Below are 21,604 nucleotides of genomic sequence, written 5' to 3'. Positions count from 1 at the left end.
GCCCGCTCAGTTGCAGGGATTGATGGTGAAGCCCGCCTTGTATTCGGCGATGTGCTTGGCACGCGCCTCGGGGGTCATTTCACGCAGCAGCGTCAGCGGCGACAGCAGGGTGTGGCCGCGCACGTCGTCGAGCGTCCACATATCCTTGTTGTCGAAGCGCAGGTGCGGCTGCGGCACCAGAGTCTTGCCGTCGTCGCGGACGAAGTTCAGATCCTTGATCGCATCCGCGAGATCCCAGCCGTGATAGACGGTTTCCCACTCGCGCTTGCCCGAGAACTTGCCCATGGCCGGGGTCGGACGGCCCTGATATTCGCTCGAGAAGGCCTCGACGGCGGTCCAGCGGTCCAGTTCATGCGCGAAGGTGTGGATCTGGCCGTCGATTTCATCGACCACCATGTCCTCGCGGATGAGGCAGGGCACCAGGCACGACCAGCAGCGATGCGGATAGACGTAGCCGGTTTCCTCGTTGAAGGTGATGACCTTCTGGCCCGGCTTCGACAGCTTCGCATACCATTTCCAGAACTCGCCGAATTCGGCATACCAGCCCGGATACTTGTGCTCGAACCATTCGAAGTCCTTGTCGGTCTGGGCTTCGATCCGCCAGAAGTTCACCGGCCAGCCGACCGCGAAGAACTGCGCGACCTTGTGGACATAGTTCTTCTTGGTGATGCGGTTCCAGGCTTCCTGAACATCGTCATGGTGCACCTTGATGCCGTACTTCTCAAGCGGCAGCATATAGGTGCGGTAGTAGTCCTCGAAGATCCAGCGGTGCCACATTTCCGCGTAGGATTCCTTTTCCTTGTCGCGGTTGGTGGTGCCGTATTCGATCAGCGTGCCGATGGCGGCGTCAACGATGGCGTGGTTCTGCCAGAATGCATAGCGCAGGTCGCGTTCCAGGAGCAGGTGGTTTTCCGGCTCTTTCAGCGCAGCCATCAGCAGCGAGTGGCCGTTGCCGATATGGCGGCTTTCGTCCGACTGCACCGACAGGAACACGGTGGGCAGCGCGTAGTCGCCGTTGCGGGCGGCTTCCGACGGCATGGCCACGAAGAGTGTGTTGGTGAAGGCGGTCTCAGCGACGACCGTCAGATACATGCAGGCCGAAGTCATCACGTCGCCGGTGATGAAGCCTTCACCGAACTGACGGCCGATGGTGGTGGCATAGCACTTGCCGAAAGCTTCTTCGGTGATGTCGAAGCCCGCCGGGTCGATGTAGTTCTCCATATACCACTTCTTCAGGTTCATCTGAATGGTGGAGTGGCGGAACTCGTCAACCATCTGCATGGTAAAGCCGGTGCGCAGGTCTTCGCCGGGTGCGATGCGTGCCACCATGGCCATCGAGCGCGCGGCCGAGATTTCCGGGAAGGGAATGATCGCCAGGAACAGCTTCATCCATTCCACCCAGCGCGGCTGCACGTTGCGGAACATGTCACCGCGCAGCGCGGCGTCCAGCGCGCCGTAAACCCGGTTGTCCTTTTCTTCCTGCATGGGGAAGTAGGACCGCAGCACCTGCTTCATCGGGTCGCGCGGGGCCTTGTTGATCTTGTAGTCGGTCGGGAAGGTCGCGGCTTCCTGGACATAGCTGGGGTTCCAGCCGAGATCCGAGATCTTCTTTGTCGCTTCGCCGACCGAGATCCCGCGCTGTGCGGTGATCTTGTTGAGCGTCAGTTGAGTCATGCCATGAGTCTCCTGATGTTGACGGCACGGACAGATTTCCGGGCCGGTGGGCGGAGGCTCCGCCCGGGTTTGTCCGGCCGGTGGGCCGGGTCAGGTCACGGCAAAGGTTGCGGGCAACGGGGCCGGGAAACCGCAAGCGACTGCATCAGCGTGATGGTCGTCTCCGGTGGCCGCGCTTCTCCTCCCATTCCTTCGTTCTTGCGGGGCGCCCTGCATGGGGAGCCGCCTTCTTGTGTCTGGGATACATGCAGAACCCGTGCCAAAGCGGGGTTTCGGAGGCGGTTTTCCTGAAATTCTTCGCGCGTATTCTAATAATATATTGAAAATAAACAGTTTTATTTTTCGCACTTTTTATCGGCAACCTGCGGGCAGGCAGATGGGGCCGCAGGGCGCAGACGTTGCATTCCGTTACACTTGTCACGCCCCCTCGCCGTTACATTACGCAAAACTGTAACACTTCGGCCCTTTACTCCCGGTTCGGGCCTGATTCGCCGCCTCACGGGACTTGCCGTGGTGCAGAAAATTTGTGCGGCGGCGCAGCATGTAAAGCGGCACGGAAACTGTAACTGCCGACCGGCACAAAATGTTACATCCGTAACGCGCAACCCTCATTTTACCATTTATAATCATTATCTTACAAAGACGGTCGCGCTTCTGGGGATGCCCCGATCCTGCTATGATCTGCACAATCGCCGGCCCGCACCGGCCCGGTTGCAGAAGGCCGTTACAATGTCTGATCCACTTCCCGTCGACCAGAATCCCGCCCGCCTCACCGCCGAGGCGATGGTGGCGCGTGCGCCGCAGGATCTGGTGTTCACCATGCAGTTCATCGGCCAGAGTCAGGAAATCCTGCACACCCATTTCCGGCGCTTTCTGGAGACCCGGCTGTCCGCCGCCGGGGTCACGCCCGAAAGCCACCCGCTGCTGCCGTTCTTCATCGACAGCCACGCGGTCGAGCTGCGGGACTTTGTGGTGACCGGCGTCTCGCTGGCCCGCAGCTTCCGCCTGGGCGAAATCGAGATCCTGACCGGCGATGTCGAAACCCTGATGCGTGTAGACATCTGGGATGCGCTGGCCAGCCAGATCGACATGGCCGAACGGCGCTTCAGCGAAGGGATCGCGCGCGTGGTCGCAGGCCTGAACGCCGACGAGGCCGCGCTGCGCGAGGCCCGGTCATGACAGGCTCAGTGCATCATTCCGCCGGATTGCACGGCGCCGGGCAGGAAAGACCAGATCGCTGCCAGATCTTCGCGCATCAGCCGATGCGCAGCGGCCAGCAGGCGCTCGCGCGTCGCCTCGGGCAGGGCCGCAAGCTGCTCCTGCGCGAGCAGGGCATCGCGACCATCGGTCGTGCCGCTGGCAAGCGGATGGTCCGCGCCCAGTTCAACGGCGGCGGCCTGTGCAAGGGCGGCAAGGAAACGGGTTTCGGGATCGGGCGGCGTCATCTGTCGCTCCATGGCGGCCAATGGGGGGCAAGATGACAAAAGACATACGCGGCACGCAAGAGGTTCTGGCCGATCAGTTTCGCCTGACTGCCGATCTTTGTGTTCTGACCGGCGAGTATCACCGCCTTTTGCAGCGGGTCGCGGCGGCCGGTTTCGCCCGCCAGATGGCCGAGGACGGGCCAGAGCCGCAATTGATCGAGGCCGAACGCACCGAGATTGCCGCGAAGCTCGCGGCAGAGTCCTGCGAAGTGAAGATTCAGGATCTGGAACACCGGCTCAGCGCCCTCGGGCAAGAACTGGCCGCGTTGAAATAAGGAGCGACCATGACCCAGACCATTGCCCCTGCCGCGACGCCCCAGCAACCGGCGAAAGCGGCGCAATCCCCCCTGTTTGATCTGCTGGCCCGCAGCTGGACGCTGGAGGCCGCCATCACCGATGTCGCGCTGGACAGGGCGGGCAAGGCGGCGGGCTTCGCGCTGGCGGATGGCCGTGTGGCGCTGATGCCGCTGGACGACCCGGAGTCCCCCCTCGCCCGGATGCGGGTCGAGGCGGATTCCGGCCGCAGCACCATCCGCCCGCGCGAAAAGCCGGTGGCGCAGCCGATCCTCACGCCCGAGCTTGCAACCGGCGCACCGCTGCTGGCGCCGTCGAACATGATCGGCCTGGTCGCGGCGGGCCGTGACGGGCGTATCCATCGCGTAACGCCGCGCGGGCAGGTGATTTCGCTGTGCAACAAGGCCGAGCCGATCTTTGCCCTGGCGGCGGACGGGCTGGGACGGCTGGCCATCGCCCGCGATGGCCGGACCGATCTGCATGACGAGGATGGCATGGCGCGTCAGGCGGGACTTCTGACCCCCGGCCCGGCCCATGCGCTCGCCTTCGCGCCGGATGACCGCTCGCTTGCGGTGGCGCTGAAGGAAAGCCTGATCATCGGGCAGCCGCGCAAGGGGTATGAGCTGTTCCCGCTGGGCGGCAGCGGTCCCATCGGCTTTTCCGCGGACGGGCGCTGGCTTGTCGGGTCCAATGGCAAGGACGGGATCTGGCTGTTGCAGCGTCAGGACGGGCAGATCGCGCGCATCGGCAAGTTCCGTGCGGCTCCGACCTCGGTCACCTTCTGTCGCGCGGCGGATGCGGTTTTTGCCTCCGGCGCCTTCCGCGCGGCAGGCTGGTCGCTTGCCACGCCGCCTTTCGGCAACGAAGCGACGGGTGCGCTGAAAACCGGGCGTTCCGGTCTGGTGCTGATCGACAAGGTGGCAGCCCATCCCGCGCGCGACCTGATTGCGCTTGGCACGGCGGATGGCGCCGTTGCCATTGCCCAGGCCGGACGGGCCGAGGAAATGCCCCTGCGCCAGGCCGACGGTGCGGCGGTCACCGCGCTCGCCTGGTCGGCCGATGGTCTTCATCTGGTGATCGGCACCGCGAATGGCGAGGCGGCATTGGTGACGCTGCCACCGCAACTCTTCAAATAAGGAAAGGAACCGACATGACCCAAGCCCAGCAAAGCCGGACGGACGAGGATGCCAGCAAGGATGCGTTCTTTGCACGGATCGCGGAAATTTCGCAGGACATGATCGCGGCGCATGGCAAGGATTTCGCAATGGGAACCCTTGTTCTGGCCGCGCGCTGGATCGCCAGCGACAAGATCAGTGAACCGCCTGCCCGCCACTGAGCGGTCCGGGCCGGGCGGTGGCCGCTACCCCGCCCTGCCCGGCCATCGTCCAGCGCATCTGGTCCAGCAGGATGTCGCGCGACCCGGCGGCAAAGGCCAGCAGTGCCGAATCTGAGGGCGCGCGTTCGGCGATGCAGGCCAGATCCTTGTCCAGACCGCTTTCCAGCAGATGCGCCCAGGCACAAAGCTCATGCAGCCGATGCGTCACAAAATCCACACAGTCGCAGGCCACCGGATTGGCGGGCCAGGCGGTATCCCTGCCCTGCCCGCGCCGCCCAAGGGGCGAACTGTGCACCGCGCTGCCCAGCAGCGTCAGCACCTCGCGCCGCCACTGGCCGTATTCACTTTGGTCCGAATAATCGAGACCAATGCTGTAAAGCTTTTCCGCCACCAGCCGGAAGGCCCGGCCGCCCGCGATATGACGGCGCCAGAAATCATTTGCCTCGTCGGCGGTGCGGCAGCCGACGAATTGCTGCGCCAGACGCGGGCGCAGCAGCAGTGCCAGCAGCATGTCCACATCCTCGGATACCGACCGCGCCAGTTGCAGTGCGGGCACCGACAGTTCCGACAGGACCAGCAGCCGCAGGGCCGAAACCGTCTCGATCAGCCGCCCGGACAACAGATGCAGCGCACAAAGCTGCGGCCCGCTCAGCCGCAGACCCGCAACACGGTTGCCCGCCTCAGCGGCACGGTTCAGCGAGATGATCCAGATCAGCGCCTGATCGAACAGGCAAAGGCCGTCATGCGCGCGGCTGTCCGCTTCGGGTTTGCCCGGCGGCAAGGGCCGGAACCCCGGCAGGCCCCGGATGCACTCGCCCCAGATCCGGTCCAGATCATGCCCGCGCGCCGACCACATCTGGCGCAGCCGCGCGGCCAGTTGTGGCGTCATGGCGCTGTAGAAACGCTCGGGTCCGATCAGTCGATCCGGGGCAAATGTCGCCAAAGTCGTTTTCCCGAAACAGGTTGGGCAGGCTGATGGTATCGTCTCGGCAAACGCAAAGCCAGCGTCAAACCCTGGGTTTCCGGCAGATCCAGGCGGTTGGCCTGCTACGGCTGACCAACGAGGGGCTGGCCGATCATCTGGCGCGGCGGGCGGCCGCCAACCCCTTTCTGCGCCTGCGGCTGCCTGCGGGCATCCTATCCGGCGGCGGCGAGGTCGAGCAGGCCGATACCTCGGGCGGGCTGTATGCACATGTCATGGCGCAGTTGCGCCTGATCGCCGCCGCCCGCGCGGACGAGGCGCTGGCGATTGCCTTCGTCGAGGCGCTGGATGGCAACGGCTGGCTGGATCGCCCGGTGGCCGAGATTGCCCGTGGTGCCGGTCGTCCGCTGCACCGGGCCGAGGCGATGCTGGTCGCGCTGCAAGCAGAGGTGGAGCCGGTGGGGCTGTTTGCCCGCGATCTGGCAGATTGCCTGCGCCTGCAAGCACAGGACCGCGGTCAGATGACGGCTGCCATGGCACTGGTTCTGACGCATATCGGCCTGCTGGCAGAAGGCGGTGTCCCTGCGGTGGCCGCCGCGACGAGGCTGCCGCAGGATGAGGTTACCACCGTGCTGGCCACCCTGCGCCGGATGGACCCGCGTCCGGGTCTGGCCTTTGGCGGCGGCGTCGCGCCGCTGCGGGCGCCGGATGTAATCGTATCACGCGGGGCTGCGGGCTGGGAGGTGGCGCTGAACCGCTCCACCCTGCCCGTACTCAGCGTCAGCCCGGCCCCCGACGCTTCCGCCGCCACGCGGGCGGCGCGCACCGAAGCGGCGTGGCTGGCCACGATCGTGGAGCGGCGCAACCGCACCGTCCTTGCGGTGGCCCGCGCCGTGCTGCTGCGACAGGGCGGGTTTCTGGATCACGGCGCGCACGCGCTCGTCGCCTTGCGGCGCACCGAGATCGCGGCAGAGCTTGGGCTGCATGACAGCACGATAGGCCGCGTTGCGCGCGATCTTCTGGTGGAAACGCCACAGGGGTTGCGCAGCCTGTGCAGCCTTTTCGACAGCGGCCCGCGCCGGGCTGGCCTCGTGCCGGCCTCTGCCGCGATCCGGCACCGGCTGGCGCAGCTTGTCGCTGCGGAAAATCCCGCCGATCCCTTTGACGATGGGGCGCTGACCACCCTGCTGTCGGCCGAGGGCATGGCCCTTGCACGCAGGACTGTCGCCAAGTTCCGGCAAGAGCTGGGCATTCCGCCCCGAGCCCGTCGCCGTCGTCAGGAGGCCTGATCCTTCAGGTGTTTGTAGATCGTCGTGCGGGACATGCCCAGAACCCGTGCCGCGCGTGAGACATTGCCCTCGTGCCGCGCCACCACTGTGCGGATGTTCTGGCACTGGTCCGCTTTCCAGGGCACGCCCGCGCATTGCGCGCAACAGGTGGCACCGGAGGACACGGGTCTGGCCGGGGCGCCCGGCAAAAGCGCATCGAAATCCTGCGCCTCCAGTGCACCTTCGGGGCGCATCAGCATGGCCTGCAAAACGATGGCGCGCAATTCGTGCAGGTTGCCGGGCCAGTCATGCGCGGCAAGGCGGGCCAGCGCCGCCTCGGTCATCCGGGCATCCGGGCGGACAGACCGGGCAAACCTTTGCGCCAGCGCGGCGAGATCGCTGCGAAGCCGCAGCGGCGGCAGGTCAAGCCGGAAACCTTCCAGCCGGTAGCGCAGCGCGGGCAACAGATCCGATAGCGCGGCCGGGGCGCTGGTGGCGCAGACCACCCGCAGGTCGGTGCGCACCACAGCCCCCGTCTCGGGGTGACGGTATTCGCCGATATCCAGCACCCCCGCCAGTGCAGCCTGCGCCACCACCGGAAGGTCGGTCACCTCGTCCAGAAACAGCGTGCCACCCGCCGCCTGCTGCAACAGCCCCGGCTCGGTGCCGCTGCCCAGACAGACACGGGCGAAATCGCCCTCGGCCAGCATGCGCCCGTCCAGCGTGACCAGCGGACCGGACCGTTCGCTGGCAGCATGGGCCAGCCGGGCGATCAGGGCTTTGCCGGTGCCGGTCTCGCCGGTGATCGCGATGGCCGCGCCGCGCTTTGCAGCATCGGGCAGCGCCTGCAACCTTTGCCACAGCGCGGGGTCGTCGATGACGACATCGCGGAACAGGTTACGCGCAGGGGCGGTGCCCGGCTCTGTCACCACCGGGATCAGACGCCGTGCCAGCGCAAAACTCGCGCGGTTTGCAACGCAGCGCAGCGACACCGCCGATCCGATCCGGTCCCTGACCCGCAGCGTCTCGCCCTCGACCAGACGCTGCTGGATGGCTGCGAAAGGCTGTTCGAAGATGCGGTCGAAGCTTTCGCCCAGCAGGCGCGGAAAGCCTGTCAGGAACATCTCGCCCCGCCGGTTGATGGCATGGAGCGTCAGATCCTCGTCCAGCACCAGAACCCCCATCGACAGCGTGCCCAGATATTCGGGCCGGGGATGGAATTGCAGCACGATCCGCCGGTCATGGCCGGACCGGATCAGGCTGTTCTCGATGCTGCTGGCGGCCATTTGCACCAGCGCGGCGGTGTGCTGTTGCCGCACCGCCGACATTGAGGAGGCATCCAGCACCCCCGCCAGCCGTCCCGCCCCGTCAAAGATCGGCGCACTGATGCAGGAGACATCGCCATGCGCACGCAGGAAATGCTCACCGCCATAGACCTGCGCCGGGCGTCCCGTCGCGATGCAGACGCCCATGGCATTGGTGCCGCGCAGATTCTCGCTCCAGACCGAGCCGGGTATGACCTGCGCCCCGGCCTCGGTTTCGGCAAACTGGGTGTCGTGCAGCGTGTCCAGCACCACCCCGTCCGGCGAGCCGAGCGCGATCATGAAATTCGATCCGGCGATCTGGTCGTAAAGCAGTTCCAGCTCGGGCCGGGCAAAGCGGATCAGATCGGCATGGGTCTGCCGGGTGGCATTGAACTCCACCTCCGACAGGATCAGCCGCTGGCTGCGCGCCAGCGGGTCCAGCCCGTGCGACAGGCTGCGCAGCCAGCTTTCGGTGATGTCGCCCGGCAGGGCGCCACCCGGAAACCGCCCCTGCGTTTCCAGCATCTGCCGCGCACGGCCAAGGGCCGAGGTCTGCAAGTCCATGGCCGCGTCTCCTCCCCGATCCTTGGCCAGTCCCGAGCGTATCTGCTGGTGGCACCCTGTCAACGGTGGCGGATGATTCGCGTTCAATCGTCCAGTTTGTGAACACATGGGGATTTTCCAAGGCGCCTCAGGCAGATGCGCGGGCGGGCGTCCAGTTCCTGAACGGTATTTCCGGCACCTTCGTCCAGTTTGCGAACGGCTGCATCCGCAGAATGGGCTTTCATTGCCGCGTCCCCTGCCTCTGCGGAAACTTGCCCCCATCACCGCCGGGGAGGGCGGTCACCAGGAGGCTCGCCAGACCATGAAAGCACAGGTTCTTCATCATTATGACCCGGCCCTGACCGCACCCGTCTGGGTGACGGAGGAAACCGTGCCGGACCCGCGGATCGTCAAGTCGAACGACGTGATCGTGCGCATCGGTGGCGCGGGCGTCTGCCGCACCGACCTGCATATCATCGAGGGGATCTGGCGCCCGCATACCGATCCGACGGGCACGGGTCTGCTGCCGCTGATCATGGGGCACGAGAATGCGGGCTGGGTCGAGGAAGTCGGCGCCGAGGTCGAAGGGTTCAGGAAGGGCGATCCGGTGATCGTGCATCCGAAGGTCACGGGCGGCACCTGCATCGCCTGCCGTCGCGGCCATGACATGCATGGCGACGGCAAGTTTCCGGGGCTCGACAGCAATGGCGGCTATGCCGAGGCGCTGCTGACCTCGTCGCGCAACCTCATCGCCCTGCCCAGGACGCTCGCGCCCCGGGATGTCGCGCCCTATGCCGATGCGGGGCTGACCGCCTATCGCGCCGCCAAGAAGGCAGCGCAGCAACTGCTGCCCGATCAGGCGGCGGTGGTGATCGGCGCGGGCGGTCTGGGCCACATCGGCATTCAGGTGCTGCGGGCGATGTGCGCCGCACGCATCATCGTGGTCGACATCTCCGACACCTCGCTGGCGCTGGCTGGCGAACATGGGGCCGATCATCTGGTGAAGGCGGATGGCGGCGAGGTCGAGGCAGTGCTGGCCCTGACCGGCGGCAAGGGCGCCGAGGCGGTGATCGACTTCGTGGGCGAGAAAGGCACGACGAAGAAGGGCCTCGACATGACCCGCGCGGCGGGCAGCTACTATGTCGTCGGTTACGGCGAAGATATCCGCGTGCCCACCGTCGACATGGTGATCACCGAAAAGAACATCATCGGCAATCTGGTCGGCACCTGGGCCGAACTGACCGAGCTGATGGCCCTGGCGGATCGCGGCCTCGTGGAGCTGGCGACCAGACATTACCGCCTGTCCGAGGCCAATCAGGCGCTGCGCGACCTGCATCACGGCAAGATCCGCGGCCGCGCCGTTCTGGTGCCCTGAACTGCCACCATTCAAGGGAAGACAGAGATGAACACCATTACCGCGCTGAAGCGCGCGCTTTACGCATCCGTGGCATTTGGCCTTGCGACCGGCATGGCCACGGCCGAGGACTACAGCCAATACGGCATCAAGGCCGATGTTCCGGGCATGTGCAGCTTCGAGGCGATCGACGCCAAGGACTACACGGGCCGCACGCTGAACATCATCACCCATGCGATCCCGGTGATCGGCGAGCCGACCGCCCTGCATGCCCGACAGTTTCAGGAACTCACCGGCGCCACGGTCAATGTGGTGCATGTGCCCTTCGGCGATCTGTTCCAGCGCATCATGATCCCGTTCCAGACCGGACAGGCCGCCTATGACGTGCTGTTCTACGGCTCGCTCTGGCTTGGGGATTTCAACCCCTATCTGGCCGAGGTTCCCGCCGCCTATCAGGAGGTCGCGGGAATGAAGGAGGTCACGGAAACCTATCGCGGCATCGCCGGCTGGCAGGGCCGGATGCTGCAATATACGATGGATGGCGATCGCCATTACCTGAAATATCGCTCGGATGTATTCTCGAACCCCGAGATGCAGGCGCTGTTCAGGGAAAAGACCGGGCGCGAACTGACCGTGCCCGCCACCTGGGAAGACTATAACGAGGTCGCCTCGGTTTTCACCAACATGGATTGGGACGGCGACGGCGCGCCGAATTTCGGCACTGCCGAAGTGACGAAGCGCGATGACCTGATGTTTTCCGCCTTCATCAGCCGGGTCGCGCCTTACGCCAAGCACCCGAATGTGAAGGGCGGGTTCTTCTTCGATCTTGAAACCATGACCCCGCTGGTCAACACGCCCGGCTGGGTGCGCGGGCTGGAACTGTTCGTCGCGGCGCAGGCCGCCATGCCGCCCGGTGGCACCTCTTTCGGCCTGGGGGACGAGATTTTCTCGTTCGGCGGCGGGCAGACGCTGATGTCCTACAGCTGGGACGATGCCTTCATCCAGGCGATGCAGGAGGACAGCCCGATCCGCAACAAGGTGGCGGCCGCGATCCTGCCGGGCGCGAAAGAGGTGTGGAACCGCAAGACCGGCCAGTGGGACACATTCGACGAGCCCAACCGCGTCGCCTATGTCACCTGGGGCTGGACCTCGGCGGTGGCGAAGGACAGTGCCAATCAGGACATGGCCTTCGACTATCTGTGCTTCTTTGCGAACGAGGCCAATACGCTGGCCGATCTTCAGATCGGGCGCTTCGGGATCAACCCCTATCGCGATACCCATTTCGACCCGGCCTTCTACGAGACGGAAATGGGTTGGGATGCCGCAGTGGCGGAAACCTATACCGCAACGCTGAAGGGCATCGACACTGCGCCGAACCAGGTTTTTGACCTGCGCGTGCCGGGGGTGGGCGAGTTCATGTCGTCACTTGCCGCAGGGGTGGCCCGTGCGCAATCGGGCGAACAGTCGCCGCAAGAGGCGTTGGACGGCGTGGCCGCCGAATGGACCGCCATCGTCGACCGCATCGGCGCCGACCGCGTGCGCGAGGCCTATGCCAACGTCGTGGCGCTGGAAGACCGCTGAGCGCATTCGCCCGGAGGGCCAGACCCGGCCCTCCGCCCGCCCGTCCATGCCCGAGACCGCCATGTATCGCCAGAAATACATCTTCCTGCTGCCCGGCCTTCTGGTGCTGGTTGCGGTGATCCTGTTCCCGCTGATCTTCACCATCCGCGTCAGCTTTTCGTCATGGGATGTCTACAATCCCGGCCTGAACAATGCGGGCGGCGCGATGTATGCCCGGCTCTGGGACGACAGCCGCTATTGGGAGGCACTCTGGCGCCTCTCTCTGCTTAGCCTGTCAACGGTGCTGATCCAATATGTACTGGGGTTCGCGCTGGCGCTGCTGGTCTGGCGAGACATTGCCGCGCGGCGCTTCCTGCGTGTGCTGTTTCTGGTGCCGATGATGACAACCCCGGTGGTCATGTCGGTGATCTGGCGCACGATCTTTCACGAAAGCCTCGGTCCGCTGAACCCGATCCTCGAAGCCCTTGGCATCGGCGCCCAGCCCTGGCTGTCACAGGCCACCCATGCCTTCGCCGCAGTGATGATCGTCGAGATCTGGCAATGGACGCCTTTCATGTTCCTGTTGCTGCTGGCGGGGCTGCTTTCGCTGCCGTCCGAACCGTTCCTGGCCGCCAGGGTCGACGGGGCGGGGCCGGTGCGGACCTTCCTGTCGGTGACCTTCCCGATGATGGGCGCGATCTCGGTCGGGGCCATCCTGATCCGCGCCATCGAGGCGTCAAAGATCATGGAAACCGTTTATGTGCTGACCTCGGGCGGGCCGGGCACCGCGACCGAAACCGTCAGCTATTACATCTACATCCGGGGCATGCGCGATTTCCAGATCGGCTACGCTGCCGCGCTGTCGCTGACCTATCTGGTCATCATGGCCGTGGCGCTGACCCTGATCGCCAAGGCGCTGATCCGCCTGATGGTGCGGGAGGCGCGGGCATGAGAACGCTTTACCTCGCCCTGAAATATCTGGCCGTCACGCTCTGGTCCGGTTTCGTGATCTTCCCCTTCCTCTGGATGCTGACCACCAGCTTCAAGACCGCCAATGGCGTGACCGGCGGCGCCACATGGCTGCCATGGCTGCAATACCAGCCCTCGCTGGGTGGCTGGCAGTCGCTGTTCGGCGGCGCAGGCGGGGTCAATATCGTCAGACCCTATCTGAACTCGCTGGTCGTGACGCTGAGCGGATCGGCCATCGCGCTGATCCTTGGCACCCTGGCCGCCTATGGCCTGTCACGGTTCAGCTTTCGCGCCGGGCCGATCCGCAATGGCGACATCACCTTCTTCTTCATCAGCCAGCGCATCATGCCGCCCATTGTGCTGGCGATCCCGTTTTTCCTGATGCTGCGCTGGCTGGGGCTGCTCGACAGCCTGCCGGGGCTGATCCTGATATATGTCGCGCTGCTGATGCCGATTGCGGTCTGGGTGATGGTAGATTTCTTCAACACCATTCCGCGTGGTCTGGACGAGATGGCCTGGATGGACGGCTGCCCCCCGGTCACCACCTTCCTCCGTGTCATCCTGCCCAATGTGATGCCGGGCCTTGTCGTCGCCGGGATGTTCTGCCTGATCTTCGGCTGGAACGACTTTTTCTTCGCCTTCACGCTGACCTTTACAAAGACGCAGCTTCTGCCGGTCTCCATCGTGGCGCTGAACTCGTCGGTCACGCCGTGGTGGGCGCTGTCGGCGGCGGCCATCGTCTCGGTCGCGCCGCTGGCGGTGCTGGCCTTCGTGGTCGAGCGCTTCCTGTCGCGCGGCGGTCTCGCCGGGGCGGTGCGCTGATGCTGGTGCTGCGCGATCTATCCCTGACCGAGGGTGGCGTGCCGCATCTGGCGGCGGTCAGTGTCGAGGCTGAGCCGGGGCGGATGACCACCCTGCTGGGCCGCACCGGGGCGGGCAAGACCACGCTTCTGCGCGCGGTGGCCGGGCTGGTGCAGCCGCAATCGGGCCAGATTTCACTGGCGGGTAACGACTGGTCACGCCTGCCACCCTGGCGGCGCCCGGTGGCCATGGTCACCCAGCAATTCATCAACTACCCGCATCTGAGCGTGCTGGACAACGTGGCCTTTCCGCTGATCCGGCGCGGTGAACCGCGCGAGGCCGCCCGCGAAGCCGCGGCTGCAATGCTGGGGCGCGTCGGTCTGGCGCAGATGACCGGGCGGCGTCCGGCGGCGCTTTCGGGCGGGCAGCAGCAGCGTGTGGCCATTGCCCGCGCACTGGTCAAGCGCGCGCCGGTGCTGTTGCTGGACGAGCCTTTCGTCAATCTGGATTACAAGCTGCGCGAAGGGCTTCGCGAGGAGCTGGCAGAGCTTTTGCGCAGCCAGAGCGACACCGTGGTGCTTTATGCCACCACCGACCCGCGCGAGGCACTTCAGATGGGCGATTGCACCGTGCTGATGGCCGAGGGGAGGGTTCTGCAAGCCGGGCCGCCTCGTGCCGTCTTTGGTGCCCCGGCCACGCTAGAGGCGGCGCGGGTGGTCAATGACCCGCCGATCAACCTGCTGGCAGCCGAAATCACCCAAAGCGGCCTTGTGCTGGATCATCTGGGGCCGCAATCCCCCGGGGCAACAGGCCGCGCCTTGCCGCCGGGGCGTTACACGCTGGGCCTGCGGGCCGAGGATATCCGCAGCGGCGGCCCCCTTCCCGCGCGCGTCGCCCTGACCGAGGTTTCCGGCTCGGAAACCGTCACGCATCTGATGGCGGGGGCGCAGCCCCTTGTGATGCTGGAGCGGGCGGTGACCGATCACCGGCTGGGGTCCGAACTGGGCCTGATGCTCGATCTGGGGAAGGCGCTGGTCTTCGGTGCCGATGGCGCCCTGATCCTGAAAGGAGCCAGCCATGGCTGAGATCCGGTTGCAAGAGCTTGCCCATGCCTATGCCCCCGGTGCGCCTCATGCGCTGAAACCGCTGGACATGACCTGGCGCGACGGGGGCACCTATGCGCTGCTCGGGCCGTCGGGCTGCGGCAAATCCACCATGCTCAATATCATCTCGGGCCTGCTGCATCCCTCGGAAGGGCGGGTGCTGTTCGACGGGCAGGATGTCACCCGTCTGGGCGCCGGCCAGCGCAATATCGCGCAGGTCTTTCAGGTGCCGGTCATCTATCGCTCGATGACGGTGGGGCAGAACCTTGCCTTCCCGCTGGTCTGCCGGGGGGGCCCGACCCCGCGTATCCGCCAACGGGTGGAGGCAATTGCCGAACGGCTTGGCCTCACACCACTGTTGAAACGGCCCGCCAATGCCCTGACGGCCGATCAGAAACAACTCGTTTCGCTGGGGCGTGGGCTGGTGCGCGAGGATGTGGCCGCAATACTGCTGGACGAGCCGCTGACCGTCATCGATCCGCAGATGAAATTCGAGCTGCGCCGCATCCTCAAGGAAATCAACGCCGAATTCCGGGTGACCATGGTTCTGGTCACGCATGACCAGACCGAGGCGATGACCTTTGCCGAAGAGGTGATCGTGATGAATCATGGCGAGGTGGTGCAGGCAGGCCGCCCGCGCGATCTGTTCGAACGACCGGCCACCACGCATGTCGGCCATTTCATCGGCTCGCCCGCCATGAATTTCCTGCCCGCGCTGGCCGTCGCGGGGCGGGCCGTCGTGCCGGGCACCGGCTTGTCGCTGCCGCTGCCGGACGGGCTGCCCACAGATGGCCTCGTGCTGGGTTTCCGGCCGGAGCACGCGCGGCTTTCGGGCGCAAGCGGCACCATGCAGGGCCGCGTGGCGCGGCTGTGGTTCGAGGGGCTGGACGAGATCGTGGCCCTCTCCCACCCGGCGGGCGAGGTGCGGCTGCGGGCACCGGCCGGGCTGGGGCTCGCCCCCGGTGACACCGCCGCCTTCACCCTGCGCGACACCGCGCTGCGGCTTTATCGCAACGGGCGCCTTGTCGCCTGATTTACCGGAAAGGAGCATCCCATGGCCAAGGCCATCCACAGCATGATCCGCGTTCTTGACGAGGAGCGCACGCTGAAGTTCTACGACGAGGCCTTTGGCCTGAAACCCGCCGCCCGGCTGGATTTCGACACGTTCACGCTGGTCTACCTTTCGAATGCCGAAAGCAGCTTCGAGCTGGAGCTGACCATCAACAAGGGCCGGACCCAACCCTATGACCTTGGCGACGGCTACGGCCATCTGGCGGTGTCGGTGCCCGATGTGGCTGCCGAACACAGCCGCCTGACCGCCCTTGGACATGCCCCGCGCAAAATCGTCGACTTCGCCCCCGGCGGCGAGGTGATCGCGCGGTTCTTCTTCATCGCCGATCCCGACGGCTACCAGATCGAGGTGCTGGAACGGGGCGGTCGCTACCTTTGACCCAACCCCGCCGGGAGGAGCGGCGGGGCACTCAGCCAACAGCAAGGAGGACACCATGACCACCAAACCGAACTGGCGCGGGATGACCCGCCGCCAGCTGATCGCGCGCAGCTTTGCCGCGGGCACCACGCTGATCGTCGGCGCAGGCTTCGTCGCCGCGCCGAATGCGGCCTGGGCCTATGAGGCGGCGGCACTGAAGCCCGAAACGCTTGCCACGCTGATCCGCATGGCGCGCGACATCTATCCGCATGATCACATCGGCGATGCTTTCTATGTCACGGCGGTGAAAGGCTATGACACCGCCGAAACCGCGGCCGAGATCGAGGCGGGCATCGCCGCGCTGAATGCCGCAGCACAGGGGGCGGGCCATGCCAGCTATCTGGATGCCGCATGGGAGGATGACCGCGTGGCCCTGCTGCGCGGGATGGAGAAATCCGCCTTCTTCCAGAAGATCCGGGGCGGGCTGGTGACCGGGCTCTACAACCAGAAAGAGCTGTGGCCGCTGTTCGGCTATGAAGGCGAGTCCTTCAGCCAGGGCGGCTACATCGACCGTGGCTTCGACGACATCGACTGGCTGTAAGGAGAACAGGACCATGGTTGCGAAATTCGACCTGAATGACGACTCGGTCGTCCTGATCATCGGCACCGGCGCAGGCGGCGGGGTGCTGGCCAACGAACTGGCGCAAAAGGGCGTCAAGGTGGTGGCGCTGGAAGCGGGCGGGCGCTATCTTCCCGAGGATTACATCAATGACGAATGGGATGCTTTCGGCCAGCTGTCATGGCTCGATGCGCGGACCACTTCGGGTGACTGGCGCGTGGCACAGGATTTCTCGGGCCTGCCCGCCTGGATCGTCAAGGCTGTCGGTGGCACCACGATCCACTGGGCCGGGGCCTCGCTGCGGTTTCGTCCGCATGAATGGAAGGCCCGCACCACCTATGGCCATGTCGCGGGCGCCAATCTGCTGGACTGGCCGATCGACGCCGAGGAAATGGCGCCCTGGTATGAAAAAGCCGAGGCCAAGCTGGGCGTGACCCGCACCGGCAATTTCCCCGGCCTGCCCGGCAACAACAATTACAAGGTGCTGGAAAAGGGCGCGCTTGCCCTGGGTTACAAGGAGGTCTCCACCGGGCGCATGGCCATCAACTCGGTCGAGAATGATGACCGCCCGGCCTGCCAGCAGACCGGCTTCTGCTTTCAGGGCTGCAAATGGGGCGCGAAATGGTCGGCCGCCTATACCGATATCCCGAAGGGCGAGGCCACCGGCAATCTAGAGGTGCGGTCCAATGCGCAGGTGCTGCGCATCGAACATGATGAAAAAGGCCGCGTCACCGGCGCGCTTTATGCCGACAAGGAGGGCAACCAGCATTTCCAGAAGGCGCGCGTGGTCTGCGTTGCGGGCAATTCCATCGAAAGCCCGCGTCTGCTGCTGAACTCCGCCTCCGAGATGTTCCCGGATGGTCTTGCCAATTCCTCGGGTCAGGTCGGGCGCAACTACATGCGCCATGTCACCGGATCGGTCTATGGCGTGTTCGAAAAGCCGGTGCGGATGTGGCGTGGCACCACCATGGCGGGGATCGTGCAGGACGAGGCCCGGTTCGACCCGTCGCGCGGTTTCGTCGGCGGCTACGAACTGGAAACCCTGTCGCTTGGCCTGCCCTTCATGGCGGCCTTCCTCGATCCGGGCGGCTGGGGGCGTGGCTTCACCTCGGCCATGGATGATTACGAACGGATGGCGGGAATGTGGATTGTCGGCGAGGACATGCCGCAGGAAACCAACCGCATCACGCTGTCCTCGACGGTGAAGGACCAATATGGTCTGCCCGCACCCAATGTGCATTTCGATGATCACCCGAATGACATCGCGATGCGCAGTCATGCCTACCGGCAGGGCGAGGCGATCTATCGTGCCGCCGGCGCCACCCGCACCTTCCCGACACCGCCCTATCCGTCCACGCATAACCTTGGCACCAACCGGATGTCGGAACATGCGCGCGACGGTGTGGTGAACCGTCATGGCCAGACCCATGACATCGCGAACCTGTTCATCTCGGATGGCAGCCAGTTCACCACCGGCGCGGCGGAAAACCCGACGCTGACTATCGTCGCCCTCGCAATCCGGCAGGCAGACCACATCGCGGCGGAACTGTCGCGGCAGAACCTGTAGGTCAGCACAGCCATCCTCTTCCGCCTGTCCAGTGGCGGAAGGGGCGCGGGCAAGCCGGTTCACCCTTTGGGGTGCCGGCTTGCCTTGCCATGCCGCCCCGGCACCGGGCACCTGTCAGCCGATCCAAGACCAAAGTGGAATGGCACGGTTCGGGCACTCTGCTAGCCTTGGTCAGCCATCGGCACAGAGGAGGATGACATGGCCTGGAAGAAACCGACCCTGAAGGAAGTTGCCTGCGGCATGGAGATCAACATGTACGGTCCCGCCGAGGATGACCGTCGTTCCGACGACGTGATCTGACCCGGCGATGATCGTCCGGACGCTCGGCGCGGGGGCTGGTGGCGGGCTGCCGCAATGGAACTGCGGCTGCCGCAACTGTGCCCTTGCCCGGGCGGGCGCGATCCCGGAAATGACGCAGTCCTCGGTCGCCGTTTCCCCGGACGGCGACCGCTGGATCGTCCTGAATGCCTCGCCCGACCTGCGCGCGCAACTGGCTGCCGCGCCGCCGCTGCATCCGCGCGGGTTGCGCGACACACCCATCGCGGCGGTCATCGTAACCAATGCCGATGTGGATCATGTGGCGGGTCTGCTGACACTGCGCGAAAAGACCGGGTTTGACCTCTGGGCCACATCGGGTACCCGCGCCGATCTGGCGGCGAATCCTATCTTTGGCGTGCTGGACCCAACGCTGGTGATCCCGCGCACCATCGCACTGCATCAGCCATTCGAGCCCCTGCCCGGCCTGCAGGTCACCGCCTATCCTGTGCCCGGCAAGGTCGCATTATATCTGGAGGGGGCTGCGCCCAATACCCGGATGCTGGGCGAACAGACCATCGGCCTGCGGATCGAAGCCAAAGACCGCGTGTTTCACTACATCCCCGGCTGCGCCGAAGTGACCGACGATCTGGTCGCACAATTGGCCGACGCCGATCTGCTGTTCTTCGACGGCACCGTCTGGCGTGATGACGAAATGCCCGCCAGCGGCACCGGCGCCAAAACCGGCGCGCGGATGGGCCATATCGCAATGTCCGGCCCCTCGGGCAGTCTGGCACGGCTGGCCGGGCTGCGGGCGCTGCGCCGCTACATTCATGTGAACAACACCAATCCCGCGCTCGACCCCGCCAGTGCCGAACGCACCGCCCTGCGTGCCGCCGGGTGGGAGATCGTTCAGGATCAGGAGGAGATCCGCCCATGACCGACCAGAGCCCGAACCCGCAGGCCTTCGAAGCCCGTCTGCGCCAGATCGGCGCCGAACGCTATCACGACCGCCACCCGTTCCATCATCGCCTGCATGGCGGCCAATGCTCGATGGACGAGGTGCAGGCCTGGGTCATCAACCGCTGGTATTACCAGTCGCGCATTCCGATGAAAGACGCGGCCTTCATGTCGCGCTGCACCGACCCGCAGTTGCGCCGCATCTGGCGCAGCCGGATCGAGGATCACGATGGTGGCGAAGCTGAGGGCGGCGGCATCCGGCGCTGGCTGAAACTGGCCGAGGGGGTGGGGCTGGACCCTGATTACGTCGCCTCGGGGCGCGGCGTGATGCCCGCCACGCGCTTCGCGGTGGATGCCTATGTGCGTTTCGTGCGGGACGAGCCGCTGATCGCGGCCATGGCCTCGTCACTGACGGAACTGTTCGCACCAGCCATCCACGGCCAGCGGATCGAAGGGTTGCTGGCGCATTACCCCTTCGCCAATCCCGAAACCACTGCCTATTTCCGCCACCGTCTGACCGAGGCGCCGAAGGACGTGGCCTTCACCCTGCGCTGGGTTCTGGATCACGCCACCAGCCGCGCCGATCAGGAGGCTGCCGCCGCCGCACTGACCTTCAAGACCGAGGTGCTTTGGGCACAGCTTGATGCGCTTTGGCATGGCTATGTCGAGGGCAGCATCCCGCCCGGCGCCTGGCGCCCCGGTGAGGGACAGTTGCGATGAGCGCCGACCCGCTGGTACTGCTGCCGCGCGGGGTTCGGCTGCATGACGACCGCGTGCGGGGACGGCCCGTCCTTCTGGGGCCGGAACGGGCGCTGATGCTGGATGACATTGCCCACGCCATCCTGACCGAAGTCGACAACTGCAGCCGCGAAAGCCAGATCGTCACCCGTCTGGCCGCGCGCTTTGCCGCGCCCGAGGCCGAGATTGCCGGGGATGTGCATGAGTTCCTGAGCGATCTGCGGGACCGGCGGCTGGTGGATCTGTTGCCATGAGCGCCATTCCTCCGCCGATCTCCATGCTGGCCGAGTTGACGCATCGCTGCCCGCTCGCCTGCCCTTATTGCTCCAACCCTCTGGAATTGCTGAAATCCGATGGAGAACTGCCAACCGAGGTCTGGGCAGGCATCTTCCGTCAGGCCGCGGATCTTGGCGTGTTGCAACTGCACCTTTCCGGGGGCGAACCCGCCGCGCGCCGCGATCTGGCTGATCTGGTGGGCGCGGCGCGCGAGGCGGGTCTTTACGTCAACCTCATCACCTCTGGCATCGGGCTGACCGAGGCGCGGCTGGATGCGCTGGAGGCGCGCGGCCTCGATCATGTGCAACTGTCGCTGCAAGGGGTCAGTGATGCGGTGGCGGACCGGATCGGCGGCTATGCCGGCGGATTTGACCGCAAGATGGCGGTGGCGCACAGCATCGCCCGGCGCGGCCTGCCGCTGACGGTGAATGCGGTGATGCACCGGCACAATCTGGACCAGTTGCCGCAGGCGATTGCGCTGGCGGCCGAGCTTGGCGCCCGGCGGATCGAGGTCGCCTGTGTGCAGTTCTATGGCTGGGCGCTGAAGAACCGCACCGCCCTGCAACCCAGCCGCGCACAGGTCGCGGCCGCCAAGGTCACGGTGGAGGCTGCACGCGACACCTATAAGGGCCGCATGCAGATCGACTTCGTGCCGCCCGATTATTATGCCGATTATCCCAAGGCCTGCATGGGCGGCTGGGGGTCTACGGGTCTGAACATCGCGCCCGACGGGACGGTGCTGCCCTGCCATGCGGCGCAGACGATTCCGGGTCTCAGCTTCCCGAAGGTGACCGACCTGCCGCTGGCTGATATCTGGTACCGCAGTGACGCTTTCATGGCTTTCCGCGGCACCGATTACCTGCCGGACATCTGTCAGGGCTGCGCGCGGCGGGACCGGGATTTCGGGGGATGTCGCTGTCAGGCGATGGCGCTGGCAGGAGATGCCCGCGCGGCTGATCCGGTCTGCCGCCATTCGCCGCACCGGGGGCTGGTGGACCGGCTGCTGGCCGAGGCGGATGACCGGCCACTGGAAACCACCGATTTCACCTATCGGCGCTAGCGCGTCAGTGCCCGAGAGCAGATCCGCTTCACCCCGTTCATCTGGAAACAATGCGCAGGAATATCTCGCAGCGCGGTGCCGCTGGCCT

Annotated in this window: 23 protein-coding genes; 19 read left to right on the top strand and 4 right to left on the bottom strand. The window is 65.5% G+C overall.

Annotated elements, in window-relative coordinates; all coding sequences use genetic code 11:
- Positions 1 to 6 precede the first annotated feature (6 nt).
- Positions 7 to 1,674: an aromatic/alkene/methane monooxygenase hydroxylase/oxygenase subunit alpha gene (locus tag C8N34_RS12020; RefSeq protein ID WP_054302916.1), complete on the bottom strand. Its 1,668-nt coding sequence runs from the start codon at positions 1,672 to 1,674 to the stop codon at positions 7 to 9.
- Positions 1,675 to 2,403: 729 nt separating this feature from the next.
- Between C8N34_RS12020 and C8N34_RS12015 the strand changes: the two genes are divergently transcribed.
- The gene (locus tag C8N34_RS12015) at positions 2,404 to 2,853 is read left to right on the top strand and encodes a hypothetical protein (protein ID WP_108129055.1); all 450 of its coding nucleotides are present in this window, start codon (positions 2,404 to 2,406) and stop codon (positions 2,851 to 2,853) included.
- Between the two features lie 5 nt (positions 2,854 to 2,858).
- Here C8N34_RS12015 and C8N34_RS12010 read toward each other — a convergent pair whose 3' ends face one another.
- A complete protein-coding gene (locus tag C8N34_RS12010; RefSeq protein WP_108129054.1) occupies positions 2,859 to 3,119 on the bottom strand; it encodes a hypothetical protein in 261 nt (86 codons plus the stop codon).
- A gap of 32 nt (positions 3,120 to 3,151) precedes the next feature.
- Between C8N34_RS12010 and C8N34_RS12005 the strand changes: the two genes are divergently transcribed.
- The 3 genes from C8N34_RS12005 to C8N34_RS11995 are packed head-to-tail and all read left to right on the top strand — an operon-like array spanning position 3,152 to position 4,788.
- Positions 3,152 to 3,433 carry a hypothetical protein gene (locus C8N34_RS12005; RefSeq protein ID WP_145693596.1) on the top strand — a complete coding sequence of 94 codons (282 nt, stop codon included), beginning with the start codon at positions 3,152 to 3,154 and terminating at the stop codon, positions 3,431 to 3,433.
- A gap of 9 nt (positions 3,434 to 3,442) precedes the next feature.
- Positions 3,443 to 4,588: a WD40 repeat domain-containing protein gene (locus C8N34_RS12000; RefSeq protein ID WP_108129053.1), complete on the top strand. Its 1,146-nt coding sequence runs from the start codon at positions 3,443 to 3,445 to the stop codon at positions 4,586 to 4,588.
- 14 nt (positions 4,589 to 4,602) lie between these two features.
- The gene (locus tag C8N34_RS11995) at positions 4,603 to 4,788 is read left to right on the top strand and encodes a hypothetical protein (protein WP_054302911.1); all 186 of its coding nucleotides are present in this window, start codon (positions 4,603 to 4,605) and stop codon (positions 4,786 to 4,788) included.
- Here the strand turns inward: C8N34_RS11995 and C8N34_RS11990 are convergent.
- Entirely contained in the window at positions 4,763 to 5,731 is a 969-nt protein-coding gene (locus tag C8N34_RS11990; RefSeq protein ID WP_145693597.1) for a hypothetical protein, read from the bottom strand. The two genes, C8N34_RS11995 and C8N34_RS11990, sit on opposite strands and share 26 nt — an antisense overlap.
- 32 nt (positions 5,732 to 5,763) lie before the next feature.
- Here C8N34_RS11990 and C8N34_RS11985 point away from each other — a divergent pair, with 32 nt between their 5' ends.
- The gene (locus tag C8N34_RS11985) at positions 5,764 to 6,999 is read left to right on the top strand and encodes an RNA polymerase factor sigma-54 (protein WP_158640689.1); all 1,236 of its coding nucleotides are present in this window, start codon (positions 5,764 to 5,766) and stop codon (positions 6,997 to 6,999) included.
- Here the strand turns inward: C8N34_RS11985 and C8N34_RS11980 are convergent.
- A complete protein-coding gene (locus tag C8N34_RS11980; RefSeq protein WP_158640690.1) occupies positions 6,987 to 8,846 on the bottom strand; it encodes a sigma-54-dependent Fis family transcriptional regulator in 1,860 nt (619 codons plus the stop codon). The genes C8N34_RS11985 and C8N34_RS11980 overlap by 13 nt on opposite strands.
- A gap of 301 nt (positions 8,847 to 9,147) precedes the next feature.
- Here C8N34_RS11980 and C8N34_RS11975 point away from each other — a divergent pair, with 301 nt between their 5' ends.
- From C8N34_RS11975 to pqqE, 14 genes are all read left to right on the top strand, one after another.
- Entirely contained in the window at positions 9,148 to 10,200 is a 1,053-nt protein-coding gene (locus tag C8N34_RS11975; RefSeq protein ID WP_108129050.1) for an NAD(P)-dependent alcohol dehydrogenase, read from the top strand.
- 27 nt (positions 10,201 to 10,227) lie between these two features.
- Entirely contained in the window at positions 10,228 to 11,760 is a 1,533-nt protein-coding gene (locus tag C8N34_RS11970; protein ID WP_108129049.1) for an extracellular solute-binding protein, read from the top strand.
- Between the two features lie 61 nt (positions 11,761 to 11,821).
- On the top strand, positions 11,822 to 12,691 hold the full coding sequence (locus tag C8N34_RS11965; RefSeq protein ID WP_108129208.1) for a carbohydrate ABC transporter permease: 870 nt from the start codon (positions 11,822 to 11,824) through the stop codon (positions 12,689 to 12,691).
- Entirely contained in the window at positions 12,688 to 13,530 is an 843-nt protein-coding gene (locus tag C8N34_RS11960; protein ID WP_108129048.1) for a carbohydrate ABC transporter permease, read from the top strand. Before C8N34_RS11965 ends, C8N34_RS11960 begins: the two co-directional genes overlap by 4 nt.
- Complete coding sequence (locus C8N34_RS11955) at positions 13,530 to 14,594, top strand: ABC transporter ATP-binding protein (protein ID WP_108129047.1); 1,065 nt, start codon at positions 13,530 to 13,532, stop codon at positions 14,592 to 14,594. Before C8N34_RS11960 ends, C8N34_RS11955 begins: the two co-directional genes overlap by 1 nt.
- The gene (locus C8N34_RS11950) at positions 14,587 to 15,645 is read left to right on the top strand and encodes an ABC transporter ATP-binding protein (RefSeq protein WP_108129046.1); all 1,059 of its coding nucleotides are present in this window, start codon (positions 14,587 to 14,589) and stop codon (positions 15,643 to 15,645) included. Before C8N34_RS11955 ends, C8N34_RS11950 begins: the two co-directional genes overlap by 8 nt.
- 21 nt (positions 15,646 to 15,666) lie before the next feature.
- The gene (locus C8N34_RS11945; RefSeq protein WP_054302903.1) at positions 15,667 to 16,062 is read left to right on the top strand and encodes a VOC family protein; all 396 of its coding nucleotides are present in this window, start codon (positions 15,667 to 15,669) and stop codon (positions 16,060 to 16,062) included.
- Between the two features lie 55 nt (positions 16,063 to 16,117).
- On the top strand, positions 16,118 to 16,642 hold the full coding sequence (locus tag C8N34_RS11940) for a twin-arginine translocation pathway signal (protein WP_054302902.1): 525 nt from the start codon (positions 16,118 to 16,120) through the stop codon (positions 16,640 to 16,642).
- 13 nt (positions 16,643 to 16,655) lie between these two features.
- Complete coding sequence (locus tag C8N34_RS11935) at positions 16,656 to 18,227, top strand: GMC family oxidoreductase (protein WP_108129045.1); 1,572 nt, start codon at positions 16,656 to 16,658, stop codon at positions 18,225 to 18,227.
- 198 nt (positions 18,228 to 18,425) lie between these two features.
- Positions 18,426 to 18,527, top strand: a complete 102-nt coding sequence (pqqA, locus tag C8N34_RS11930; protein WP_054302900.1) for a pyrroloquinoline quinone precursor peptide PqqA — start codon at positions 18,426 to 18,428, stop codon at positions 18,525 to 18,527.
- A gap of 7 nt (positions 18,528 to 18,534) precedes the next feature.
- Positions 18,535 to 19,422, top strand: coding sequence for a pyrroloquinoline quinone biosynthesis protein PqqB (pqqB, locus tag C8N34_RS11925; protein WP_108129044.1), 888 nt, complete (start codon positions 18,535 to 18,537; stop codon positions 19,420 to 19,422).
- Positions 19,419 to 20,162 (top strand): pyrroloquinoline-quinone synthase PqqC, encoded by a 744-nt coding sequence (gene pqqC, locus C8N34_RS11920; RefSeq protein ID WP_108129043.1) that lies wholly within the window; start codon positions 19,419 to 19,421, stop codon positions 20,160 to 20,162. Before pqqB ends, pqqC begins: the two co-directional genes overlap by 4 nt.
- On the top strand, positions 20,159 to 20,434 hold the full coding sequence (gene pqqD / locus C8N34_RS11915; protein ID WP_108129042.1) for a pyrroloquinoline quinone biosynthesis peptide chaperone PqqD: 276 nt from the start codon (positions 20,159 to 20,161) through the stop codon (positions 20,432 to 20,434). Before pqqC ends, pqqD begins: the two co-directional genes overlap by 4 nt.
- Positions 20,431 to 21,516, top strand: coding sequence for a pyrroloquinoline quinone biosynthesis protein PqqE (gene pqqE, locus C8N34_RS11910; RefSeq protein WP_108129041.1), 1,086 nt, complete (start codon positions 20,431 to 20,433; stop codon positions 21,514 to 21,516). Before pqqD ends, pqqE begins: the two co-directional genes overlap by 4 nt.
- Positions 21,517 to 21,604 lie beyond the last annotated feature (88 nt).

The organism is Gemmobacter caeni (assembly GCF_003054195.1).
Lineage (GTDB): Bacteria > Pseudomonadota > Alphaproteobacteria > Rhodobacterales > Rhodobacteraceae > Gemmobacter > Gemmobacter caeni.
Note: the sequence above shows the minus strand (reverse complement) of the source record. Positions and strands in the feature narration are given on the sequence as shown.

What these genes read in the sequence shown, in the direction of transcription:
- C8N34_RS12020 (WP_054302916.1), bottom strand. Translation starts at nt 1,674, where the DNA reads ATGACTCAACTGACGCTCAACAAGATCACCGCACAGCGCGGGATCTCG.
- C8N34_RS12015 (WP_108129055.1), top strand. Translation starts at nt 2,404, where the DNA reads ATGTCTGATCCACTTCCCGTCGACCAGAATCCCGCCCGCCTCACCGCC.
- C8N34_RS12010 (WP_108129054.1), bottom strand. Translation starts at nt 3,119, where the DNA reads ATGACGCCGCCCGATCCCGAAACCCGTTTCCTTGCCGCCCTTGCACAG.
- C8N34_RS12005 (WP_145693596.1), top strand. Translation starts at nt 3,152, where the DNA reads ATGACAAAAGACATACGCGGCACGCAAGAGGTTCTGGCCGATCAGTTT.
- C8N34_RS12000 (WP_108129053.1), top strand. Translation starts at nt 3,443, where the DNA reads ATGACCCAGACCATTGCCCCTGCCGCGACGCCCCAGCAACCGGCGAAA.
- C8N34_RS11995 (WP_054302911.1), top strand. Translation starts at nt 4,603, where the DNA reads ATGACCCAAGCCCAGCAAAGCCGGACGGACGAGGATGCCAGCAAGGAT.
- C8N34_RS11985 (WP_158640689.1), top strand. Translation starts at nt 5,764, where the DNA reads ATGGTATCGTCTCGGCAAACGCAAAGCCAGCGTCAAACCCTGGGTTTC.
- C8N34_RS11980 (WP_158640690.1), bottom strand. Translation starts at nt 8,846, where the DNA reads ATGGACTTGCAGACCTCGGCCCTTGGCCGTGCGCGGCAGATGCTGGAA.
- C8N34_RS11975 (WP_108129050.1), top strand. Translation starts at nt 9,148, where the DNA reads ATGAAAGCACAGGTTCTTCATCATTATGACCCGGCCCTGACCGCACCC.
- C8N34_RS11970 (WP_108129049.1), top strand. Translation starts at nt 10,228, where the DNA reads ATGAACACCATTACCGCGCTGAAGCGCGCGCTTTACGCATCCGTGGCA.
- C8N34_RS11965 (WP_108129208.1), top strand. Translation starts at nt 11,822, where the DNA reads ATGTATCGCCAGAAATACATCTTCCTGCTGCCCGGCCTTCTGGTGCTG.
- C8N34_RS11960 (WP_108129048.1), top strand. Translation starts at nt 12,688, where the DNA reads ATGAGAACGCTTTACCTCGCCCTGAAATATCTGGCCGTCACGCTCTGG.
- C8N34_RS11955 (WP_108129047.1), top strand. Translation starts at nt 13,530, where the DNA reads ATGCTGGTGCTGCGCGATCTATCCCTGACCGAGGGTGGCGTGCCGCAT.
- C8N34_RS11950 (WP_108129046.1), top strand. Translation starts at nt 14,587, where the DNA reads ATGGCTGAGATCCGGTTGCAAGAGCTTGCCCATGCCTATGCCCCCGGT.
- C8N34_RS11945 (WP_054302903.1), top strand. Translation starts at nt 15,667, where the DNA reads ATGGCCAAGGCCATCCACAGCATGATCCGCGTTCTTGACGAGGAGCGC.
- C8N34_RS11940 (WP_054302902.1), top strand. Translation starts at nt 16,118, where the DNA reads ATGACCACCAAACCGAACTGGCGCGGGATGACCCGCCGCCAGCTGATC.
- C8N34_RS11935 (WP_108129045.1), top strand. Translation starts at nt 16,656, where the DNA reads ATGGTTGCGAAATTCGACCTGAATGACGACTCGGTCGTCCTGATCATC.
- pqqA (WP_054302900.1), top strand. Translation starts at nt 18,426, where the DNA reads ATGGCCTGGAAGAAACCGACCCTGAAGGAAGTTGCCTGCGGCATGGAG.
- pqqB (WP_108129044.1), top strand. Translation starts at nt 18,535, where the DNA reads ATGATCGTCCGGACGCTCGGCGCGGGGGCTGGTGGCGGGCTGCCGCAA.
- pqqC (WP_108129043.1), top strand. Translation starts at nt 19,419, where the DNA reads ATGACCGACCAGAGCCCGAACCCGCAGGCCTTCGAAGCCCGTCTGCGC.
- pqqD (WP_108129042.1), top strand. Translation starts at nt 20,159, where the DNA reads ATGAGCGCCGACCCGCTGGTACTGCTGCCGCGCGGGGTTCGGCTGCAT.
- pqqE (WP_108129041.1), top strand. Translation starts at nt 20,431, where the DNA reads ATGAGCGCCATTCCTCCGCCGATCTCCATGCTGGCCGAGTTGACGCAT.